Raw genomic sequence first — 22,172 nt, forward strand, 5'->3', positions numbered from 1 at the left:
TACATTTCTAATATTCTTCGATTTCCAGTTTTTTTAGCTGAGGCGATGATTTTACATTTCACAAAAACCATCTCACAAAAAGCTATAAAATCCCTCTTGCCTTGATCTCCAAATATTTATTAATAGCATCCAAAGTCAGATTTTCGGGCTGGGTGAGAACAGTATGAATACCGTATTTCTTTAGTTCGTTGGCGATGAGACGTTTTTCGAAGATGAATTTTTCTGCAATTACTTTGTCATACACTTCCTGAATCGTATCTGTTTTTTTGTTGATAATGGCGTTCAATTCGGTATTTTGAAAAAACACTACTACCAGTAAATGACTTTTGGCAATTCCTTTCAAATAAGGCAGTTGTCGATTTAAGCCATCCATAGTTTCAAAATTAGTATACAAAATAATCAAACTTCGCTGGTTGATGTTTTTCTTGATGTCAACATACAATCGGCTGTAATCACTCTCAAAAAAGTCAGTTTTGATGTTGTACAACGTTTCGAGTATTTTTTGCATCTGCGAACCTCTTTTTTCTGCAAAAACTCTGTTTTCAACTTTTTTAGAAAAAGCAAAAATCCCAGCTTTGTCTTGCTTTTTCAAAATCACATTGGATAAAACCAAGGTAGAATTGATTGCGTAATCCAGTAAACTCAAGCCGTTAAAAGGCATTTGCATCACACGTCCTTTGTCTATTGCCATGTAAACTGACTGCGATTTTTCGTCTTGAAATTGGTTGACCATCAACGCATTTTTCTTAGCAGTCGCTTTCCAGTTTAGTGTTCTTAAATCGTCACCTTGAACATATTCTTTTATTTGTTCGAATTCCATTGTATGGCCAATTCGGCGAATTTTCTTGATTCCGTACTGAAAAAGATTGTTCGAAAAAGCCAACAGATCATATTTTCGTAGCTGAATGTAAGACGGATAAGTAGGTACCATTTTATTTTTATCGAAAGTAAATCTTCTCGAAATTAATTTCAAAGGTGAAGAAACATACACATTCAAACTGCCAAAATAATATTCTCCGCGCTGGGTTGGACGTAAATCGTACCCGATTTTATCTTCGGCAGCTGCTTTTATGGTTCTGAAAATTTTAAAATCACGTACTTGAAACTGAAACGGAATTTCATCAATTATTTTAATTGAAATAGCAAAAGTATACCGATTTCTGATCGAAATTGTCACTGGATTCAGATCTCCGTTCGACAGTTTTTCAGGAGTTTCACGTGTGGCTTCTATCCCGGTTTTGGTAAAGTACAAAAGCAGAATATCAAGCGCCAAAAAGGTGCCTAAAACCAGAATAATAAACCAAACGGCGTTGTATAAATTAGGAAAGATAAAAGCACAAACAAACAATCCGATAATGCCCAAAAGCACATAGAAAAAGAAGTTATTGAGGTAGAGACTTTTTATAAATTTCAAGTTTTTATGTTTTTTATGGTTGCAACTTTTTAAGTTTCAGGTTTCACTTCTCACTTTTCCTGACAGCAAATCGTTATTTTGATAAACGTTATCTCGGAATTTCGACTGTTTCAATAATTTGTTTAATGATTTCAGGGCTTGCGATTCCTTCCATTTCTCGCTCTGGCGCCACAATAACTCTGTGTTGCAAAACGGGAACAGTTGCTTCTTTAATATCTTCCGGCGTTACAAAATCACGACCACGAATGGCGGCAAAACCTTTGGCAGCATTTAGAATAGCGATAGAGGCACGAGGTGAAGCTCCTAAGTACAAAAAGGCATTTTCGCGCGTGTTTACCACAATTCGTGCAATGTATTCCAGTAAATTCTGCTCGACTCTGATTTGCTTTATCAAGGCCTGATATGCTTTGATGTTTTCTGCAGAAAGAATAGTTTTTATAGCTTCTAATTTGCCTTGATTCTCCAACAAATGTTCTCTCTGAATGATGAGAATTTCTTCGTCTAATTTTGGATAATCAATAGTAATTTTGAATAAAAAACGGTCTAATTGTGCTTCCGGCAAACGATAAGTTCCTTCCTGTTCGATTGGGTTTTGGGTTGCAATGACCAAAAATGGCGTTTCAAGCAGATTCTTTGTTCCGTCAATCGTGATCTGGCGTTCTTCCATCACCTCAAAAAGTGCGGCTTGTGTTTTGGCAGGCGCACGATTGATTTCGTCAATTAAAATTAAATTAGAGAAAATCGGACCTTTTTTAAACTCAAATTCAGAAGTTTTTAAGTTAAAAATAGATGTTCCTAAAATATCAGAAGGCATCAAATCTGGCGTAAATTGAATTCGGCTAAAGCCAATATTCAATGTTTTTGCCAATAATTTTGCCGTAATTGTTTTGGCTACTCCTGGTACACCTTCTAACAAAACGTGTCCGTTTGATAAAATCGCTACAAGAAGCTGATCGATCATTTTTTCCTGACCTACAATCACCGTTCCCAGTTCTTTTTTGATGTCGTTGATGTGGTCTAAAAGCGGCGCTAAATTAAGTCTGGTTTCAAAATTCACATTTTCGTTGGTGAGTTCTGTTGTTGTATTGATTTCGTCCATGATTTGGTATGTTTCTTTTGAATAATTTTTAATTTAATATTTTCTCGATGGCATTATTAATTGTGATTAAATCTTCTTCGAGGCTTCCGTGATAACTTTTTCGATGCTCATTGATTAGAAAGACTAGATTTCGAATGTCATCTTCCTCTTTGCCTGATTTATGATGTAATTTTTTGATGAAATCCTCATCCAACCTGGTCGTTTCTATTAGATATTCATTTCTGATTCTTTCTAGGAAATAAATAATTTTTTTGTCGATAATATTGCCGTGATCGCCTTCCTGATAATACAAGTTTCCGATGGTTTTGGTAAAATCGACTGTTAAGTTAGGGAGCGGTTTTAAGATCGGGACCACACGCTGTTTGCGTTTAGCATTAAAAAGCATAAAAATCAGCATTCCGATTAAAAATAGGTACCAAGCCCATTTTAAGGCCGGCTGACTTAAAATATAACGCATAGGTGATTCCGAAATTGTTTCGCTATTTTGTCCTTTCGTGTACCAAAAAACATCACCTTCCGGCAGATACGAAAGCACATTTTGGGCATATTGATGATGATTTCCTTTAAGCAAATGAAAATTGGTAAATGCAGCTGGTTGCGTGTGCAAATAAAAATACCCGTTTTTATACGGTATCTGGATAAAATTGATTCTCTTTTCTTTAGCTTTATTGCCCTGATACCCAAGAACGGTGGTGTTTAGCGTATCAATTTTAGAAAAATAATAATCACCCATTCCTTCTGTCATGCGGTATTTTTGCGAGCTCACGGTTTTATTGGCCATCCAGAAAGAGGTACTATCCGAAATCTGAAAATCGGCTCGATAATCTAGTTTTAGACTGTCTAACAAAGACTGCGGAAATGTTTTCATGCTCAAAAAAGCATTATTTCCGTGAGAAACAAAGTAAAAAATCTCTTGAATCGATTGGTCGTCAATACCTCCAAATTCTGAAATAGTTAAAAAAGTACCTTTTATTTTGTAGTCGTTAACCAACGTATCAGCATCGTATTTTGCATCTAAAAATTCGTAAGGTGTGATTGCCGAAACTCGTTCTATCTTCTGATTTTTTAGAAGCCCGCCAATTTCTTTATTAAAAACATACAACCCAAACGGAATTTTATCGTTTACAGAGTAAGTCGGACGCCAATCAATAGGTTTTGGACGGTTGCGATCTGCCACCAAAATAAGGGCAAAAACAATGACCAAAATAGCAATGTATATTTTTAATGTTTTATTCATTGCTAAACTTTTTTATAGAATTTTTAAAGCTAATTTGTGCTTTTTGGAACATGTTGTCATCAATTTCAAATTCGCCGTACCAAATATAGTTGTACAAGTATGACAAATAGGTAAACTCTTGTTTGTGAGTAGGACTCTGAATTTCGTACAAATAATCGGTATTGGTTTTTTCGATGTCCCATTCGATATAATGATTTTGCGCCATTACCTTCAATAACCAAAGATAATAGTAGCGGATACAAAGTCTTTTGTCTCCTTTTTCGAGGCTTTCTTCGATTAATTTTTTAAAATCCAGCAAATGAATATTCTTCTCTATATCCGAATAATAAATAGTTTTTCGATTAGAATCTTTTCCGAAAATCCATTGTCCTTCTTTGTTAATTAAGGCTTTTACAATCAGATAAATGACAGAAACTACAATTAAAACCGCTATGACTTTCAATAAAATCGAAACAAAATTCATAGAAGTCTCGTTACTGCTAAATCGAAATAAATCTTTAAAAACATTGGCTAACCATTCTTTAAATCGGTCCCAGGTATTTTTTTCAGGCGTTTTATATTCGTAAACAAATTCGGAATCTTTGTATTTTTTTTTGAAATTTTTCTCAAATGTTTTGGCTTCAAGGCTGTCAACATCTATGTAAATATCCTCTTCGGTAAATTTTACAGAGGCCATCTTTGGAGGTTCGGCTTTAGCCAAAGAATCCTGTGCATTCGAGATTGTGCAGAAAAATAAAAAAGAAAAAACGAGTAAAACTTTATTCATTATCGGTTCCGATTAGGTCAATTTGGCTGTTAGAAGTCAGGTTTTCGTTTTCTTCTCTTAAACTATAATAGATAATTCCTTGGTTGATAATGACTAAGTTGTTGAAAAAATAACTTAATAACACCGCAAAAATAAAGATTATAGAGATAAAAATGCCTAATGAGGAACTATTGTCTGTATTCCAACCGGCAGATCTATTAGACGTTAGAAACGCAACAATACCAATTAAATAAGGTATCATAGTCAAAAAGCTTTGTATTATTTGTATGAGCATCAACACGACAAAAGTAGTGCCGACGATGCCCCAAAATTGCTGTTTGAGTAAAGAAAAACCATTTTTTATTGCTGTAAAGAAACTCGTTTCTTGGGTAAGATAGGTATAAAAGCTTAAGTAAATCCAAGCCATAGTAGCTGGAGCGGCAATGAGAAGCAAAGGAAAACCAATAAGTATAAAGCATAAAACGATCAGCAAGGCAAAAACCAATATGATAATCGGCATGATGATGAACAATAATCCCAAAAAGAATTTTAATAATCTTCCTGTGTTTTGTTTCAATCGCACTACGATTTCTGAAATTGTAATTTCGGCACCTTTCTTCTCTCCAACAAGTTGCAAATAAATAATTGGATAGGCCACATTTAGCAACGATAGAACAATTATTAAAATTCCGAAAAGGATAAATGAAGCAACAAAAAGAGCAAAATTTTCATTAAAATATTGCAAAAAATAGCTTCCTTGTTCGGCTCCGGTATTGGCAAACAAAACTTCAAAATAGATTTTAAAAATAAAATACATCAGGACACATAAAATCAGTAGAAAACCACCGTTGATGATGGCGTAGTTCTTGAAAAAATGTTTTCCAAAAGTTTTAAAAAATGCAATAGTATCTGAAATGTAACTGCTAAAATCTCGTTTTTTAAAAAGTTCAAACATTATATTGAAGTTGTTTTTTTATGGACAATAAAAGGATAAATCAGGTAATAAAAAGAGATTACACTCAAGGTGAATAAAATAATGAAACTACTGAGCCAATTGGGCATCTGAATAGAATATCGTGTGATGAAACCTTCCAGAAATCCTGCACTTATCGTAAAAGGAAATGTACTCAGGAATATTTTGAAACTATTTTTGAAACCTATTTTGAATGAATTAATTCTCGAAAAAGTCTTTGGAAAAAGAATAGAAGCACCTAAAATAAAGCCAGCTGCTGTTTCGATGACAATAGCAAAAATTTCCATAGAACCATGAATCCAGATGCCGCGAACGCTTTTCCAAAACACATTTTGCTCATAAAAAAAGTACTGAAAAGACCCTAACATGATACAATTTTGAAGGAAAATGTAAAAAGTACCAATTCCGAAAAAGATACCATAAATGTAGCATCTTGCGCCCACGTATAGATTATTCATGGTGATTCCGATAAAACTTCCCCAGTTGCTTCCTGATCCGTAAACCGCCATTGGATCTCCTTTTTTGATGTTTTCTAAGGTCATATTGACGTAATAATCCCCCAGAATCAACCTAACGAAATTTTGATCGTAAATGGCAGAAACCACTCCGATCCCGACTGTTAGAAAAAACAACACAAAAGCATACAATAAATATCTTCTGTAGTCATAAAGCAGCAGTGGTACCTCGATTTTGAAGAACTCTATCAATCTGTTTTTCTCTGTTCGTTTGGTTTTGTAAATCTTCTGATAAATCTGTGATGCAAGGTAATTTAAGTAAATTACAGTCTTACTTTTTGGGTAATATGTTTGTGCATACGACAAATCATTCATCATTTGAATGTACAAATTAGCTAACTCATCAGGATTTTTTTTAGCTTTACCAAAAATAGCGAGTTCAAACTCCAGCCATTTTTCTTTATTTTGTTTTATGAAGGCGACTTCTCTCATTGCATGCTAAAATATAAAATATGTCAGAATTATCTATAAATACAACACAAAATGTTAAAATAAATTTCATCTCTGCTTCTGTAGGCGAGCGAATGCTGGCCTATTTCGTGGATTTGCTTATAAAAATAGCTTACGGAATTGTGGTTTGGATGGTCTTTTTTTATCTATTAAACATAGACAGATTGTTTAAAAATCTTGATAATTGGTCCGTAATGGCGATAATTTTCTTCATGTATTTTCCAATTATGGTTTATTCGATCACTTTAGAGAGTATTTTTGAGGGTCAAACCATCGGAAAAAAGATCAGCAAAATAAAAGTTGTAAAGATTGATGGTTATCAGGCTGGATTTGGCGATTATTTGATGCGATGGTTCTTCAGATTAATTGATATTACGATTTTAAACGGAATCATTGCACTTATAACGGTTATTTCGAGCAAACAAGGCCAGAGATTAGGTGACATGGTAGCGGGTACGGCCGTGATTACTTTAAAAAATAAAATCAATATCAGCCATACAATTCTCGAGGAAATAGGAGTGGCTTATGTACCAACATATCCTTTGGTGATCAAATTATCAGATAATGATATGCGTATCATCAAGGAAACGTTTCAAAAAGCAGATGTTAAAAACGATCACGAAACCATTCGCAAATTAGTTTCTAAAATAGAGAGTGTTACCGGAATCAAAAATCAATCAGGTAATGACAAAGATTTTCTTCGAATTGTATTGAAAGATTATAACTTTTATACACAGAATATGTAGCTGAAAATTTTGATTTTCAATTCAATCTCAACAACTCAGATACTTAGAATCTTAGCACCTAAAAAAAATGTTCCAATTATTAGATATTATCGGTACGATGGCCTTTGCAATGTCGGGCGCATTAACTGCGATGCATAAAAAGCTCGATCCTTTTGGGGTTTTTATTATCGCTTTTGTCACTGCGGTTGGTGGAGGAACGCTTCGTGATGTTTTAATTGGCAGAACTCCAGTAGGCTGGATGCTTGATTTGAAGTACGTTTATGTGATTATTTTAGGATTTATTTTGGCAATTTTGTTCCGAAAAAAGTTTGATAAATTACGAACCTCCTTGTTTTTATTTGACACTATTGGACTGGGTGTTTTTACACTTATCGGACTTGAAAAAGGAATTTCGGTCGGATTGCATCCCATAATTTGTATTGCTTTAGGTACAATGACCGCTTGTTTTGGAGGTGTAATTCGGGATATTTTGTGCAATGAGATTCCCACTATTTTTAGAAGAGAAATCTATGCTACCATTTGTATTTTCGGAGGTGCCGTTTTTTTTGCTTTGAAGAAATTAAATCTGGACGATGATATTTTATATTTATTAACTTCTGTAGTGATCATCACAGTTCGGTTAATGGCGGTAAAATTCAAATGGTATTTGCCCGCATTTGAGCATAAATAAAATTTAAAAATAAGTTGGTCACAGATTTTAAAAATTCAAATGATTTGTCTGGTGGATTAAAAATTATTGAAATCCTATAAATCAGTGGCAAAAAAATAATGAAATACGAGGTAAAAAAATACGCTAAACAAGATTATAATATCTGGAATGATTTTATAGATCAGGCCAAAAATGCTACGTTTTTGTTCCATCGCGATTTTATGGAATATCATCAAGATCGGTTTGAAGATTTTTCGTTATTGGTTTATGAAAATCAGAAATTAGTGGCTGTTTTGCCCGCAAATATAAAGGATAAAGAATTGCATTCTCATCAAGGTTTGACGTATGGTGGACTGGTGTATAAGGCTCAGACTAAATTAAAATCTGTTATCGAAATTTTTCAGTCTGTTTTACTCTTTTTAAATGAAAATAAAATAGAAAAATTATATCTAAAGACACTTCCCTCGATTTACCATATAAAACCTGCTGACGAGATTTTATATGCTTTATTTTTAGCCGAAGCTACAATCATTCGCCGAGATTCTCTTTCTGTAATCGATTTATCGCAAGAAAATAATCTTTCAAAAATTAGAAAGCGAGGTATTGAGAAAGCACTTTCAAATCAATTAGAAATTAGGGAAGAGATTGATTTTGATAGCTTTTGGAATACAATTTTAATTCCGAATTTAGAAAAAAAACATCAAGTAAAACCGGTCCATTCGATTAGCGAAATAGTGTATTTAAAAGCAAAGTTTCCAGATAATATCCGTCAATTTAATGTCTATTTTGAAAATCAAATTGTTGCTGGAGTCACTGTTTTTGAAACGGAAACAGTTGTCCATTGTCAGTATATTTCAAAAAATGAAGATGCTGAAAATCTAGGAAGTCTTGATTTCTTATTTCAATATTTAATTAATGAGGCTTTTGCTGAAAAACGTTTTTTAGATTTTGGTATTTCGAATGAGAATCAAGGCAGAAAACTCAATCAAGGTTTGTCATACTGGAAAGAAAGTTTTGACGCCAGTACTATCGTTCAAGATTTTTATAGTGTTGAAACAGCAAATTACAGTAAACTAAACGAAGTTTTTGTTTAAATTAAGCTTAAAAAATATAAAATGATACCATTTCTAGACCTAAAAAAAATAAACGAACCGTACGAAGCAGACTTTCAATTGAAATTGAAATCAGTTTTGAATGGGGGTTGGTACATTCTGGGAAAAGAAGTGCAACTATTTGAAGAATCATTCGCCAGATATTGCAATGCAAATTATTGCATAGGTGTTGGTAATGGTTTTGATGCTTTGGTTTTGATTTTTAAAGGTTACATTCAGTTGGGGAAACTAGAGAAAGGCGATGAGGTTATCGTTCCTGCAAATACTTATGTAGCTAGTATTTTGGCTATTTTACAAGCGGATTTAATTCCTGTTTTGGTAGAGCCAAAATTAGAAACGTACAATTTGGATCCAGAATTGATTGCAGAAAAAATCACATCAAAAACAAAAGCAATTTTAGTAGTTCATTTATACGGACAACTGGCTGAAATGGAAATGATAAATGAAATTGCGGAGACAAATAATTTTATTATTGTTGAAGATTCTGCCCAATCACATGGAGCGATCAGCAATCTAAAATCCAAAATAAACAATCAGCAATCAAGCGCAGCGTATAGTTTTTACCCCGGAAAAAATTTAGGTGCCTTGGGTGATGGCGGGGCTATTATTACGAATGATCCAAAATTAGCAAAAGTCCTTTATTCTCTTCGAAATTACGGATCGAATGCAAAATACTATAACGACTACATTGGTTTCAATTCGAGATTAGATGAGTTGCAGGCAGCTTTTTTAAATCTAAAGTTGCCTAACTTAGACAGTGATAATAATAAACGCAGAGCGATCGCAAAGCGTTATTTAACAGAAATTAAAAACGACAAAATAAGCCTTCCTTATTGGAATTCTTCAAAAAATCATGTCTTTCATTTGTTCGTTATACGAACTCCAAACAGAGCGGCATTGCAAGAATATTTAGTTCAAAATAATATTCAAACCATGATTCATTACCCAATTCCACCACATAAACAAAAGGCTTTCTCAGCTTGGAATAGCTTATCATTTCCGATCACTGAAAAGATTCATAACGAGGTATTGAGTTTGCCTATGAGCCCCATTTTGACTGAAAGTGAAGTGGGTTTTATTATCGAAATTTTAAATGAGTATTAATTTTGATTGAGTAATAATGACAGCATTAAAATTGATCATAAAGCGATACGTACCTGAAAATTTATGGATTTCACTTATTAAAATTTATAACTTTTTAAAAATTAGAGATATTTATACTTCTTATTTAATTAGAAAAGCACCACAAAGACATCTAAAAGCCATCAAAAAGATAAAAAAAAAAGAAATAGTAAAAGTTGCATTTTTTTTGAATCACGAGTCAGTTTGGAAATATGATGTACTTTTTGATTTAATGTTACAACATCCCAAATTTGAACCTATGCTATTTGCTTGTCCAGTAGTAGATTATGGTATGGAAAATATGCTTTTTGAAATGAATAAAACATATAATTCATTTAAAAAGAAAGGGTTTGATATTATTAAAACTTATGATAACATAACGGGAGAATATTTAGATATTAAAAAAACGCATTGTCCGGATATCGTCTTTTTTACAAATCCTTATGAAGGTTTACAAGATTATAGGTATTATATAAAACATTTTTCAAGAACCTTGACTTGCTATGTTCCGTATGCGATTATGACAACCAATTATGATGCTTTCTATGATTTAAATTTTCATAACCTTGTTTGGAGAATCTTTTCAGAAACGCCTATTCATCAAAAAATAGCATTTGAAAAACAAAGAAATAGAGGGAAAAACAACGTTGTAACGGGGTATCCAGGGTTCGATAAGTTGTTAAGCACTAAAATGTCAGATAATTTAGTTTGGAAAAATAAAAATGCAACCCTAAAAAAGGTGATATGGGCACCGCATCATTCGATGAAGGAACTCAATAAAGTATCTAATTTTTTGGAGTATTTTGATTTTTTTATAGAATTGGCCACCACTTATAAAGATAAATTGCAAATAGCATTTAAACCGCATCCATTATTAAGAATTAAATTAGAAAATGATCCTATTTGGGGTAAAGAAAAAACGGATAATTATTATAATAAATGGTTAAATTTAGAAAATGGTCAGTTTGAGAATGCTGATTATACAGCTCTTTTTTTAACCTCTGATGCGCTGATTCATGATTGTGGTTCGTTTATGGCAGAATATCTCATTACAGGAAAACCTTCCCTTTTTATGATTCGTAATGAGTCTGTGATGAAAGAATGGAGCGAATTTGGCGAAAAAGCTGTAGCGGTTCATTATCAATCTCGAACAAAGAGACAATTGACAGATTTTATTGAGAATGTGGTGTTGAATGAAAATGATTGGATGAGAGAAATACGTCAGGATTTTATTCAGAATAATTTAGTACAAAAGAATAATGTAACAGCATCTCAAAATATAATGCATTACTTAGAAGCTCAAATTTTTGAATAATTTATTTTGATAATTTAAAGAATAATAGATGAATATAGCTGTCATTTTAGCAGGAGGATCAGGAATTAGGGTAGAAAAATCTTTACCAAAGCAGTTTTTTAAAGTTGCGGGAAAGATGGTGATAGAGCATGCTGTTGCTGCGTTTGAAAAAAATGAGTTAATTGATGAAATTGCAATTGTTATCAACAATCATTACCTTTTTTTGGTTGAAGATATGATTATAAAAAATGGATGGAAAAAAGTCAAAAGAGTTTTAATAGGAGGTAAAGAACGATATCATTCAAGTCTTGCAGCAATTAATGCATACCATGATTCAAAAGATGCTAATTTAATTTTTCATGATGCTGCCCGTCCATTGGTGAGTCAGAGAATTATTGATGATGTTGTAAAAGCGCTGGATCATTATAAAGCAGTAGATGTTGCTATTAATTCGGCGGATACAATTATAGAAGTTCAGGATGATCTGATAACTGCAATTCCTGAGAGAATAAAAATGCTAAAAGGGCAAACTCCTCAGGGATTTAAACAGGAGGTTATTGCGCATGCTTATCAATTGGCTCTTCAGGATGAAAATTTTAGGGCAACCGATGATTGTGGCGTAGTAAAAAAATATTTACCTGAAGAAAATATCTATGTGGTAAACGGCGAAGAGGTTAATATGAAGTTGACATATCCGGAAGATACTTATTTATTAGATAAATTGTTTCAATTGCGCTCTGTTGAAATTCAAGATATAGAATTATCCGAAAAAGCTTTAGAGAATAAAGTCATGGTTGTTTTTGGAGGTGGTTATGGAATAGGAAAAAGTATTGTAGACTTAGCAAAATTAAACGGGATTCGTGTTTATAGTTTTTCCCGCAGCGAAAACAATGTAGATGTCTCTAATATTAAATCTGTCACAGATGCTATTGAAAAAGTATTTCAAGTAGAACAAAAAATTGATTTTATTATTAATACAGCTGGCATATTATACAAAGAACCATTAGAAACTATGAATTATGATAATGTGTTAGATTCGATACATACTAATTATCTCGGAATGGTCAATATTGCCCTTGCTTCATTACCTTATTTAAAAAAATCAAAAGGGCATATTTTGTTTTTTACTTCTAGCTCGTATACAAGAGGTAGAGCTTTTTACAGTATTTATTCTTCTACCAAAGCTGCTATTGTTAATTTTGCACAAGCAATTTCGCAAGAATGGGAAACGTTCGGTATTAAAGTGAATTGTATAAATCCAGAGCGTACGTTAACACCTATGAGAATAAAAAATTTTGGTAATGAGCCAGAGAGTACATTATTAAAACCAGAAACAGTTGCCCTTAGAACTATTCAGGTTTTATTATCTAACTATACAGGGCAAGTGATCGATGTACGGCTTTAAAAAAATAAAAAATTAATCTTTTATAGATGTATAATAACTCTCTAAAATCAATAGCAGCAAAAGGAATTTTTTGGTCTGCTGTTGATAAATTTGCTGTTCAGATAGGACAATTTGTTGTGAGTATTATACTTGCCAGAATTTTGCTACCAGAGGATTTTGGGTTAATAGGAATGTTGGCAATTTTTATGGCCTTGTCACAAACATTTGTTGAAAGTGGTCTAGGAGTGGGATTAATTCAACAACAAGATAGAAAAGAGATTGATTTTTCAACCGTATTTTTATTCAATTTAGTTGTAAGTGGCTTTTTCTACTTACTTCTTTTTTTCTCGGCACCTTATATCTCGGTTTTTTTTAATCAACCGCAATTAATAGATTTAATACGAGTATTAGGTCTGGGTTTGTTCTTTAATGCTATTGCAATAGTTCAAAAAACAAAACTAACAATTGCTTTCGATTTTAAATCTATTGCGAAAAGTAATGTTATAGCGGTAGTTGTAGGCGGATTATTTGGCGTGGTGGGAGCTGTAAAAGGATACGGAGTCTGGGCATTAGTAATTCAAAGTCTCACAGGAACTTTGGCTTCATCTCTTTCGTTATGGTTTTTAGCCAGTTGGAGTCCGTCAATTTCATTTTCAAAAAAATCTTTCAATTCTTTATTTGGTTTCGGATCAAAAATTCTAATGGCTGGATTGTATGCTCAGCTTTTAAATAATGTCTATAATATCTGTTTAGGCAGATTCTATCCAACGGCTTCACTGGGCTATTATACAAGAGCTAAGAGTTTTGCAGATCTATCAGCAGGAACAATTGTTAGTGTTATACAACAGGCTACATTTCCTGTTCTCGCATCCGTACAAAACGATAAAGAAAAGTTAGTTTCTATATACAAACGTATGATCCGTATGTCGGCTTTCTTGATTATTCCACTGATGACACTTATTGCTTTACTGGCAAAACCTATTATAATAGTGTTACTTACTGAAAAATGGGTTTCGCTGATTCCGCTTTTGCAATGGATGGTCTTTGCGCGTATCTTTCTTCCTATGAGTGCCATCAATATGAATTTATTAAATGCAGTGGGTCGCTCAGATTTATTCTTAAAAGTAGATTTGTCTAAATTGCCCTTGACAATTGTAGCAATGATCATCACAATTCCGTTGGGAGTAAAAGCCATTATAATTGGTCATGTTATTACATCAGCATTGTCATTTGTTATCAATGCATACCTCCCAGGAAAACTTTATGGTTATGGAGCTGTAAGTCAACTAAAAGACATGTTACCAATTTTTGCAGCTACGAGTGTAATGGCAGCAGTTGTATTTGTTTTGCTGAGCTTTACAACCGATGTCATGTTTCAATTGTTTTTAGGAATCATAGTTGGACTTATGACTTATATTTTTCTTTGTTGGTTATTAAAATTAGTTGAATTGACAGAAGTTTGGGAATTATTTTTGAAGTGGAAAAAAAAGGTAAAATAATGAAATACTATTTCTGTCGATATGGCATAAAATGAATAGATATTCTAAAAAAACCACACAAGCTTTGGACGGAAGACCGACGGAAGAGTGACGGACAAATGACCTAAAAAAACACAATGTCAAAGTGGCAGTATTTGTAATAAAAAGCGACAATTAACAAATGCTTTTGCTTTCCTCCCGATATCCTTTACATGTATCTTTCAAACATAATTAAAAGACATTTTAAACTCACTTTAGTAACATTTGAAAAAGAGTATAAAAACTAATTTAATTGAGTAATTTGAATATCCTAACTAATCTTATCACCAACGTGAACCAGTTATTTAGTTATTTGCGTATTGTAAAAATTATACTGTATCAAAATTGGAAATTACAGTTAGGGTTAAAGAAATAAAGTTATAAATATACGCACTGAGAAGAAAGATTTACTTTTTAAGCATCTTTGGCATTTAGTATATTGAGAGAAATTTGTTTTGAAATTGTTTTAATATCTTTTAAAGCTCGTTCTCCAAAACAACCATAATCGCAATCCAATATTTTTGCAAAACAAACTATAGCTTTTAATTTTAAAGGTGTGAACTATTTCATGATGTACTCTTTTTTTGAGTGCTAAGTCTTCTTTTTTATTTACATTTAAAAGCAATGTTTTCTTTAAAATTAAATAAGTGGATTGATTGATTTTTTTAAATTTTCGATTGTTTTTGCTGAAAAAAGAAGAAGTTAAAGAAGTATCTAAAATTCTTTTCTGAACTATAACAGCATCAATATAATCTATTTCATAGGAACGTGCAGCTCTAATCCAAAGATCTAAATCTTCGTAAGCTAAATTTTCATCATAACCTTTCAAATCGTCAAGAACAGTTTTCTTAACCATTGAAGAAATAGAACAGATACTATTTCCATTAGAAATGACATTCAAATAAATATCTCCAGTTTGCCTCTCTTCAATTGTTCTTTTAAGACTGTCCACAGGAAAATAAAAAGAATCAAATTTGCCGTTTTCAGTTATTAATTCGGCATTTCCGTAAACAATTCCAAGATTTTTATATTTACTTTCTTTAAAGGTTTTGATCTGCAAATAAACACAATTAGGTAATAAAATATCATCAGCAGCCAAATCAATAATAAAATTACCTTTGGCTAATTTTAGCGCTTTATTAAAAGATTTTGTATTTCCTAAATTGGTTGGGTTAGCAATGAATTGAATTTCAGGAAAATCAAGACACCATTTAGAAATAAATTCTTTAGATTGATCAGTGCTACAATCATCAACAACGATTAACTCAATAAAAGGATACTCCTGATTTATCACCGAAAGCAAACTCTCAACAACATACTTTTCGTGATTATAACACAGACAAATAATAGTCACCAGTGAATTATCTTGCATAATACTTTTAAAGAGTTATATATTTGGTACGAAAATAAGAATTCAGATATGATATTGTCTCACAAAAAATATAAAATTGATATAGAATTATGAATATAGATCTAATTAATTTTCCAAAAGTTGAAAATATTTTAGGCAACATCGCAGTAATTGAAAATGCTACTATTCCGTTTGAAATAAAAAGAGTCTATTATTTATATGATATTCCAAGTTCATCAAAAAGAGGAGGTCATTCCCACAAAAAACTACAGCAAATTCTAATTGCAATTTCAGGAAGTTTTGATGTGGTTTTAAAAGATGGTGAAACAGTAAGTACGATTACTTTAAACAAGCCTGATAAAGGATTACTGATTAAGAATAATATTTGGCGCGAGCTTGAAAATTTTTCGTCGGGTGCAGTTTGCCTTGTTTTAGCTTCCGAAGTTTTTGATGAAGAAGATTATATTCGAGACTATAGTGAATTTTTGGAATTTAAAAAATGAAATTACTCTATATAACGCAAAGAGCAAACGAAGAAGGAGGAGTACAAAGGGTTTTATCAATAAAAACAAATTATCTGATAGAAAAATTTGGTTATGAGATTGCTATTGTAACTCAAAATCAAGGTAATGAGAATCTTTTTTTTGAATTTAATGATAAAATTAACTTTCATGACATTACCTTGAATAATGTTAAAGTTTTTAACTTATTTCGATATAAAAAAGAACTAAAAAAATATATTAAAGAGTTTCAACCCGATTGTATAATTGTTTGTGATTTTGCTTTAAAATCATTCTCAATTCCGTTATTACTACATACAAATGTTCCTATGATTTTTGAAGCTCATGGTTCGAGATTTAATGAATACAAAGAATCTCGTTTTTTAGGACTTAGGAACACACTAAAATATAAATATCGAAATTATTGTGCTTCTAAATTTTTATTTTTTGTGGCATTATCCGAAGAAAGCTTAAAAGAATGGACACTTTTTAATGGCATTTTAATATCCAATCCTTTGTGGTTGGAAACAACAACATGGGCTAATTTAAAAGAAACAAAAATTATTGCTGTTGCAAGGCATTCTTATGAGAAAGGAATAGATAGATTATTACAAATCTGGCAGGTTGTAGTGCAAAAACATCCCGATTGGTTGTTGGAAATTTACGGTAAGATAGATAAAGACTTAGAACTTCAAAATATAGTAAAAAAGTTTGATATTGAGTCCAATATAAGATTTTTGAACCCGGTAAAAAACATAGAGGAGAAATATAAAGAAGCTTCCCTTCTGGTAATGACTTCTAGAAATGAAGCTCTACCAATGGTACTTCTTGAAGCAATGGCTTGTGGATTACCATGTATCGCTTATGATTGTCCAGTTGGGCCAAAAGCAATCATACGGGATAATGAAAACGGGTTTCTTATTGAAGACGGAAATAAAGATTCTTTTGTTGAAAAATTAAACCTTTTAATAGAAGATGAAAATTTACGAATAGAAATGGGGAAAAAAGCCATTGAAAGTGTAGAAAAATATGATTTAGAAAGTATTATGAATCAATGGAAAAACCTATTTGAATCAATTGTAAAAAATTAATTTAAACCACAATAATACCCCAATCGATACAAATCAAAAAGCAACATCGAAGGATTTTTGCTCAATAGTTGTTTGCGAAACAAAGGTTTGAAAATTTTAAATCCCAAGGCAAATAATGATGTAAGATAATATTTTTTTAAGAGTTCAAAATAATAAGACAACTTAACATATTCAGAAGAAATCAATTGAGAATCTACTAAGTTTTTCAAGCCTACAACTGCTTCTTCAGACTTTCTCAAAAAAGTTTTGCTATCTTCAATCCCTAAATGATAAACTGGGTTTTTAATATGAGCAATCTCAATTTGATTTTGCATTAATTCATACGAAAACAAAGTATCTTCGTGTCTGAGATTTGGAATGCTTTCATTGAGCTTCACTGTAGAAAAAACACTTTTTTTAATCAAGAAATTCAAGGTCAAAAAGCTAATGAATGGATTTTGATTGCGTTGCTCAACACTCAAAGCTTCTCTTTTTTTTCCGTAAATCCATCGTAAAATTGCTTCTTTTTTAGGTTCTGCAGTTTGATACAAAATCCCTCCATAAACAATTTTCTTGACAGTGTTAATTTCAGAAACGTAAGTAGTAATAAAATCAGGATCAACGGGAATTGTATCAGCGTCCAGAAAAAGCAAATTTTCATACTGCGCCTTTTGGGCTAATAAATTCCTGATAGCACTCCGACCAATATTGTCTTCTAATACCAGAAAAGAAGTATTTATAAATTCCTTAATTTTTTGGTTTTCAACAATAAATTGTGTTGAAGCATCATCCAAACAAAGAATTTCAAATTCAATTTTTAGTTCCAAGCATTGTTTATGAAGTGCTTCAACCAAGGCAAAAACATCATAATTATAAACCGGAATTAGTATCGAGAGCATTACACCGTTCTTTGCACCACTTCAAAAATACGCTCATCTTCACATTTTAGTGTTTTAGACGGGAATTTCATCAATAAAGCATAATCGTGAGTCGCCATAATGATAGTTTTTCCGTTGGCGTTAATTTTTTTCAAAACCTCTAGAACCTCCGAACTCGTTTGTGGATCAAGGTTTCCGGTAGGCTCATCGGCCAGAATAAATTCGGGATCATTTAGCAAAGCGCGTGCTATAGCAACACGTTGTTGCTCACCACCAGAGAGTTGATGTGGCATTTTATTCACAAAATCTTTCATTCCCACTTTATCCAGAACTTCATCAATTTTGCGTTCCATTCCTTCTTTGTCAACCCAGCCTGTTGCTTTAAGAACAAAAAGCATATTGTCTTTTACAGAACGATCTGGAAGCAATTTAAAATCTTGAAAAACAATTCCAATTTTACGTCGTAAAAACGGAATATCATTTTCTTTCAAAGCAGCCAAATCAAACTCCACGATGTTTCCTTCGCCTTCCGTAAGTGGCAAATCACCGTACAAAGTTTTCATGAAACTACTTTTTCCAGAACCTGTTTTTCCAATAATATAGATAAATTCTCCGTGTTGAACTTCTAAATTAATCTGAGATAAAATTTTTCTTCCTTCTTGGTATATAGTGACATCTTTAAGAGACAGTACGGTTCTTGACATAGTAAATTTGATTTGAATGGTAAAAGTACTAAGATAACGGTTGGATTCAAAATAAATTTCAATGATTTCCTAACAAAAGCACATGAAAATAGCGATTAGACAAAAATTAGTATCATTTTTTTGGCATTACCCGCCAGAAAAAAGCGGGTCAGGCTGTTCACTATATCTTTTCCTGGCTAAAGAAGCCAGAAAAAGGATGCCGTTCCCATCCTTAATGCGCACTTCGGTAACGAGAAGGGTATCGTTTTTAGAAACTTTGGAAACCAGTATTTTGAGCGTTAGCAAGTTAAAAAAATAAAAGCAGTTTCAAAATTTGTTCATAATAAATGCCCGAAACGTTTCGTTATAAAGGGTATTAAATGATACATTTGAATACTAAATAAAATAAAAATGCGTAAACTTTCCTGGTTCTTTTTAATCCAAATTCTCTTAATCTCTACCACGGTTTTAGCACAAAAATCAGCTATTTATACCTACGATTTAAAAGATTTTGACAAAGCGCTGGCTTTATATAACGACAAACAATATACTTCTGCCCAACTTATTTTCGAAGGTATAAAAAACAAAGCAACCACAGAAGAAGTGCAGTCTGATTGTGCCTATTATATCGCCAATTGCGCCATAAGAACCAATCAGTCGAATGCAGATGCGCTGATGGAAAAATTTGTGAATGATTACCCAACAAGTACCAAACAAAATCAGGCATACAAGGAAGTGGCTCAGTTTTTTTTCGAACAAGGCAATTATCCAAAAGCATTGCTGTGGTTTGATAAAGTAGACGAAAGCTACATGAGCAAATCTGATTTGGATAAGTATAATTTTCAAAAAGGATACGCTTATTTCAATGCAAAAAATAAAAAAGAAGCGACAACCTATTTTAACAAAGTAGTTAACTCTGCCGAGTACGGTTCTCAGGCTAAATATTACTTAGGCTTTATGGCGTATGAAGGAGATGATTACAAAGAAGCGACCAAATATTTTGATGAGGTTTCCGGCGAAGAAAAATACAAAGAAAAGCTTTCGTACTATCAGGCTGATATGAATTTCAAACTTGGAAATTTCCAAAAAGCGATCGATTTAGGCCAGAAAGCAATGGCAAAATCAAACGAACTAGAAAAGTCTGAACTCAATAAAATCATCGGAGAAAGTTATTTCAATTTAAAACAATATGACAAAGCGATTCCTTTTTTAGAACAATATGCAGGCAAAAAAGGAAAATGGAACAATACCGATTTCTATCAGTTAGGATATGCCTATTACGAGCAGAAAAACGATGAAAAAGCAATTTCACAATTCAATAAAATCATTGAAGGGAAAGACTTTGTAGCGCAAAATGCCTATTATCATTTGGGTTTAAGTTACCTGAATACTGGCAAAAAACAGGAAGCTCTTAATGCTTTCAAAAACGCTTCCGAAATGGAATTTAATGTTCAAATTCAGGAAGATGCCGCTTTAAATTATGCAAAATTAAGTTACGAAATAGGAAATGCGTACCAAAATGTTCCAGCTGTTTTGCTTGATTTCTTAAAAAAATACCCTAATAATTCGAGTAGATCAGAGGTTGAAAAATTATTGGTAGATTCTTATATTTCATCAAAAAACTATAAAGAAGCGTTGGTTTTATTAGAAAAAAATAAAACTCCACAAAACAAATTGGCGTATCAAAAAGTACTTTTTTATCGAGGAGTAGAATTGTATAACGAGCAAAACTATACCGAAGCTTCCAAAATGTTCAGAAATGCGGTGAGCGAACAAAAAAGTCCTGAGTTTACAGCTCGTGCCACTTTCTGGAAAGCAGAAACAGAATATCTTGCCGAAGATTTTCAGAATGCTTTGTTGAGCTACAAGAAATTTGCTGGTCTGGCGAGCGCTAAAACCACAGACGAATATAAAAACATCAATTATAATATTGGTTATACTTATTTTAAAGTGAAAGAATACGATTCTGCTGCTACTTCATTTCAGGCACAAATAGACGTCAATAAAGACGATAAAGTACGTTTGAATGACTCGTATTTGCGTTTGGGCGATTGCCGATTTGTGAGCGCAAAATATGGCCCTGCAATGGAAGCCTATTCAAAAGCGATAGATGCCAAAGGAGTTGATGCAGATTATGCGCAGTTTCAAAAAGCAATGTCGTATGGATTCATGTCAAAAAATGATAAAAAAATAGAGGAGCTGAATAATTTTCTTCAGAAGTACAAAAAATCAGAATACCGTGATGATGCTTTGTACGAACTCGCTAATACGTATTCGACAGAGAAAAAGAACGATCAGGCTATCAAAACCTACGACCACTTAATTGCGGAATATAAAAATGGTTTGTTTACTTCAAAATCGATTTTGAAACAAGGTCTGATTTATTACAACTCTGATAAAGATGAGCAAGCGCTAACTAAATTCAAAAAAGTAGCTGCAGATTTTCCAAAAACACCCGAAGCTTTAGAAGCCGTTTCAACTGCAAGATTGATTTATGTTGACTCCGGAAAAGTAGACGAATATGCGACTTGGGTTCGTACTTTAGATTTTGTTGCCGTGACAGATGCCGAGTTAGATAATGATACTTACGAAGGCGCTTTCAAACAATACAGTCAGAATAACAGCAAGTTGGCGATTACCGGTTTTAGCGGGTATGTGAGCAAATTTCCGAAGGGAATTCATGCGCTGGAGGCTAATTTTTATTTGGCACAATTGCTTTATACAGAAGGTTCAGAAAGTAAAACGGTAGCCAATTATCAATACGTAATCGACCAGCCCAGAAATGAATTTACAGAGCAGGCTTTGACAAGATTGTCTCAGATTTTCTTAAAAGATAAAGATTGCGATAAGGCAGTTCCGATCTTGACACGTTTAGAAAATGAGTCGGATTTCCCTCAAAACAAAACTTTCGCACAAGCCAATTTGATGAAATGTTATTATGATAAAAAGGATTACGGCAACTCTGTTGAATATGCAGAAAAAGTGCTTCAAAACCCGAAAGGAGATGTCAACGTAAAAAGCGATGCGCAGATTATTGTGGCGCGTGCGGCGATGCAAACAGGCGAAGAGGAGAAGGCAAAAGCAGCTTACGCCAAATTATCAAGTACTTCTAAGGGAGAATTGGCGGCTGAAGCCTTGTATTATGATGCTTATTTTAAAACCAAAGAAGGCAAATTTGATGCTTCGAATGTTGCCGTTCAGAAATTGGCAAAAAATTATTCTGGTTATAAATATTATGGTGCGAAGAGTTTGGTTTTGATGGCAAAAAATTTCTACGGATTAAAAGACAGTTACCAGGCAACGTATATTTTGGATAACGTAATTAACAATTTTACCGACTATCCAGATGTGGTTGAAGAAGCCAAAAGAGAACTGAATGCGATTAAGGCAGAAGAGGCTAAAACCAATTCATCAATTACAAAGTAGTTAGAAG

At 32.8% G+C, this 22,172-nt stretch carries 19 protein-coding genes; 10 read left to right on the plus strand and 9 right to left on the minus strand.

The features are described from left to right. Positions 1 to 82: 82 nt before the first annotated feature. The 6 genes from LNP22_RS10485 to LNP22_RS10510 all read right to left on the minus strand — a co-directional run bounded on the left by LNP22_RS10485 (position 83) and on the right by LNP22_RS10510 (position 6,415). The gene (locus LNP22_RS10485; protein WP_229973409.1) at positions 83 to 1,414 is read right to left on the minus strand and encodes a DUF58 domain-containing protein; all 1,332 of its coding nucleotides are present in this window, start codon (positions 1,412 to 1,414) and stop codon (positions 83 to 85) included. Between the two features lie 88 nt (positions 1,415 to 1,502). Beyond that, entirely contained in the window at positions 1,503 to 2,513 is a 1,011-nt protein-coding gene (locus LNP22_RS10490) for an AAA family ATPase (RefSeq protein ID WP_229973410.1), read from the minus strand. Between the two features lie 28 nt (positions 2,514 to 2,541). Continuing rightward, a complete protein-coding gene (locus tag LNP22_RS10495) occupies positions 2,542 to 3,750 on the minus strand; it encodes a DUF4350 domain-containing protein (RefSeq protein WP_229973411.1) in 1,209 nt (402 codons plus the stop codon). Then, positions 3,743 to 4,516, minus strand: coding sequence for a DUF4129 domain-containing protein (locus tag LNP22_RS10500; protein ID WP_210665591.1), 774 nt, complete (start codon positions 4,514 to 4,516; stop codon positions 3,743 to 3,745). Before LNP22_RS10500 ends, LNP22_RS10495 begins: the two co-directional genes overlap by 8 nt. Then, positions 4,509 to 5,450, minus strand: coding sequence for a hypothetical protein (locus LNP22_RS10505; RefSeq protein WP_229973412.1), 942 nt, complete (start codon positions 5,448 to 5,450; stop codon positions 4,509 to 4,511). The genes LNP22_RS10500 and LNP22_RS10505 overlap by 8 nt, the downstream gene beginning before the upstream one ends. Next, complete coding sequence (locus LNP22_RS10510; protein ID WP_229973413.1) at positions 5,450 to 6,415, minus strand: stage II sporulation protein M; 966 nt, start codon at positions 6,413 to 6,415, stop codon at positions 5,450 to 5,452. The genes LNP22_RS10505 and LNP22_RS10510 overlap by 1 nt, the downstream gene beginning before the upstream one ends. Positions 6,416 to 6,435: 20 nt before the next feature. Here LNP22_RS10510 and LNP22_RS10515 point away from each other — a divergent pair, with 20 nt between their 5' ends. The 7 genes from LNP22_RS10515 to LNP22_RS10545 all read left to right on the plus strand — a co-directional run bounded on the left by LNP22_RS10515 (position 6,436) and on the right by LNP22_RS10545 (position 14,239). Next, positions 6,436 to 7,179, plus strand: a complete 744-nt coding sequence (locus tag LNP22_RS10515; RefSeq protein WP_229973414.1) for an RDD family protein — start codon at positions 6,436 to 6,438, stop codon at positions 7,177 to 7,179. A 67-nt stretch (positions 7,180 to 7,246) separates the two neighbouring features. Beyond that, positions 7,247 to 7,849, plus strand: a complete 603-nt coding sequence (locus LNP22_RS10520) for a trimeric intracellular cation channel family protein (RefSeq protein ID WP_229973415.1) — start codon at positions 7,247 to 7,249, stop codon at positions 7,847 to 7,849. A 98-nt stretch (positions 7,850 to 7,947) separates the two neighbouring features. After that, positions 7,948 to 8,922: a GNAT family protein gene (locus tag LNP22_RS10525; protein ID WP_229973416.1), complete on the plus strand. Its 975-nt coding sequence runs from the start codon at positions 7,948 to 7,950 to the stop codon at positions 8,920 to 8,922. A 21-nt stretch (positions 8,923 to 8,943) separates the two neighbouring features. Next, the gene (locus LNP22_RS10530) at positions 8,944 to 10,044 is read left to right on the plus strand and encodes a DegT/DnrJ/EryC1/StrS family aminotransferase (RefSeq protein ID WP_229973417.1); all 1,101 of its coding nucleotides are present in this window, start codon (positions 8,944 to 8,946) and stop codon (positions 10,042 to 10,044) included. Between the two features lie 16 nt (positions 10,045 to 10,060). Then, on the plus strand, positions 10,061 to 11,377 hold the full coding sequence (locus LNP22_RS10535) for a CDP-glycerol glycerophosphotransferase family protein (protein ID WP_229973418.1): 1,317 nt from the start codon (positions 10,061 to 10,063) through the stop codon (positions 11,375 to 11,377). A 28-nt stretch (positions 11,378 to 11,405) separates the two neighbouring features. Next, the gene (locus LNP22_RS10540) at positions 11,406 to 12,761 is read left to right on the plus strand and encodes a bifunctional cytidylyltransferase/SDR family oxidoreductase (protein WP_229973419.1); all 1,356 of its coding nucleotides are present in this window, start codon (positions 11,406 to 11,408) and stop codon (positions 12,759 to 12,761) included. Positions 12,762 to 12,787: 26 nt separating this feature from the next. Further along, complete coding sequence (locus LNP22_RS10545; RefSeq protein WP_229973420.1) at positions 12,788 to 14,239, plus strand: lipopolysaccharide biosynthesis protein; 1,452 nt, start codon at positions 12,788 to 12,790, stop codon at positions 14,237 to 14,239. Positions 14,240 to 14,723: 484 nt separating this feature from the next. On the opposite strand, the gene LNP22_RS10550 is transcribed toward LNP22_RS10545, so the two are convergent. Then, positions 14,724 to 15,629 (minus strand): glycosyltransferase, encoded by a 906-nt coding sequence (locus tag LNP22_RS10550; protein WP_229973421.1) that lies wholly within the window; start codon positions 15,627 to 15,629, stop codon positions 14,724 to 14,726. 89 nt (positions 15,630 to 15,718) lie between these two features. Between LNP22_RS10550 and LNP22_RS10555 the strand changes: the two genes are divergently transcribed. Both LNP22_RS10555 and LNP22_RS10560 read left to right on the plus strand, forming a co-directional pair. Then, entirely contained in the window at positions 15,719 to 16,111 is a 393-nt protein-coding gene (locus tag LNP22_RS10555) for a sugar 3,4-ketoisomerase (protein WP_229973422.1), read from the plus strand. Then, on the plus strand, positions 16,108 to 17,199 hold the full coding sequence (locus LNP22_RS10560; protein ID WP_229973423.1) for a glycosyltransferase family 4 protein: 1,092 nt from the start codon (positions 16,108 to 16,110) through the stop codon (positions 17,197 to 17,199). The genes LNP22_RS10555 and LNP22_RS10560 overlap by 4 nt, the downstream gene beginning before the upstream one ends. On the opposite strand, the gene LNP22_RS10565 is transcribed toward LNP22_RS10560, so the two are convergent. Further along, the gene (locus tag LNP22_RS10565; RefSeq protein WP_229973424.1) at positions 17,196 to 18,077 is read right to left on the minus strand and encodes a glycosyltransferase family 2 protein; all 882 of its coding nucleotides are present in this window, start codon (positions 18,075 to 18,077) and stop codon (positions 17,196 to 17,198) included. The two genes, LNP22_RS10560 and LNP22_RS10565, sit on opposite strands and share 4 nt — an antisense overlap. Next, a complete protein-coding gene (locus LNP22_RS10570; RefSeq protein WP_229973425.1) occupies positions 18,077 to 18,760 on the minus strand; it encodes a cell division ATP-binding protein FtsE in 684 nt (227 codons plus the stop codon). Before LNP22_RS10570 ends, LNP22_RS10565 begins: the two co-directional genes overlap by 1 nt. A 390-nt stretch (positions 18,761 to 19,150) precedes the next feature. On the opposite strand from LNP22_RS10570, the gene LNP22_RS10575 reads away from it, so the two are divergent. Further along, complete coding sequence (locus LNP22_RS10575) at positions 19,151 to 22,165, plus strand: tetratricopeptide repeat protein (RefSeq protein ID WP_229973426.1); 3,015 nt, start codon at positions 19,151 to 19,153, stop codon at positions 22,163 to 22,165. Positions 22,166 to 22,172: the final 7 nt, after the last annotated feature.

Origin of the sequence: Flavobacterium flavipigmentatum (assembly GCF_020911905.1) — a bacterium.
Taxonomy (GTDB): Bacteria; Bacteroidota; Bacteroidia; order Flavobacteriales; family Flavobacteriaceae; genus Flavobacterium; species Flavobacterium flavipigmentatum.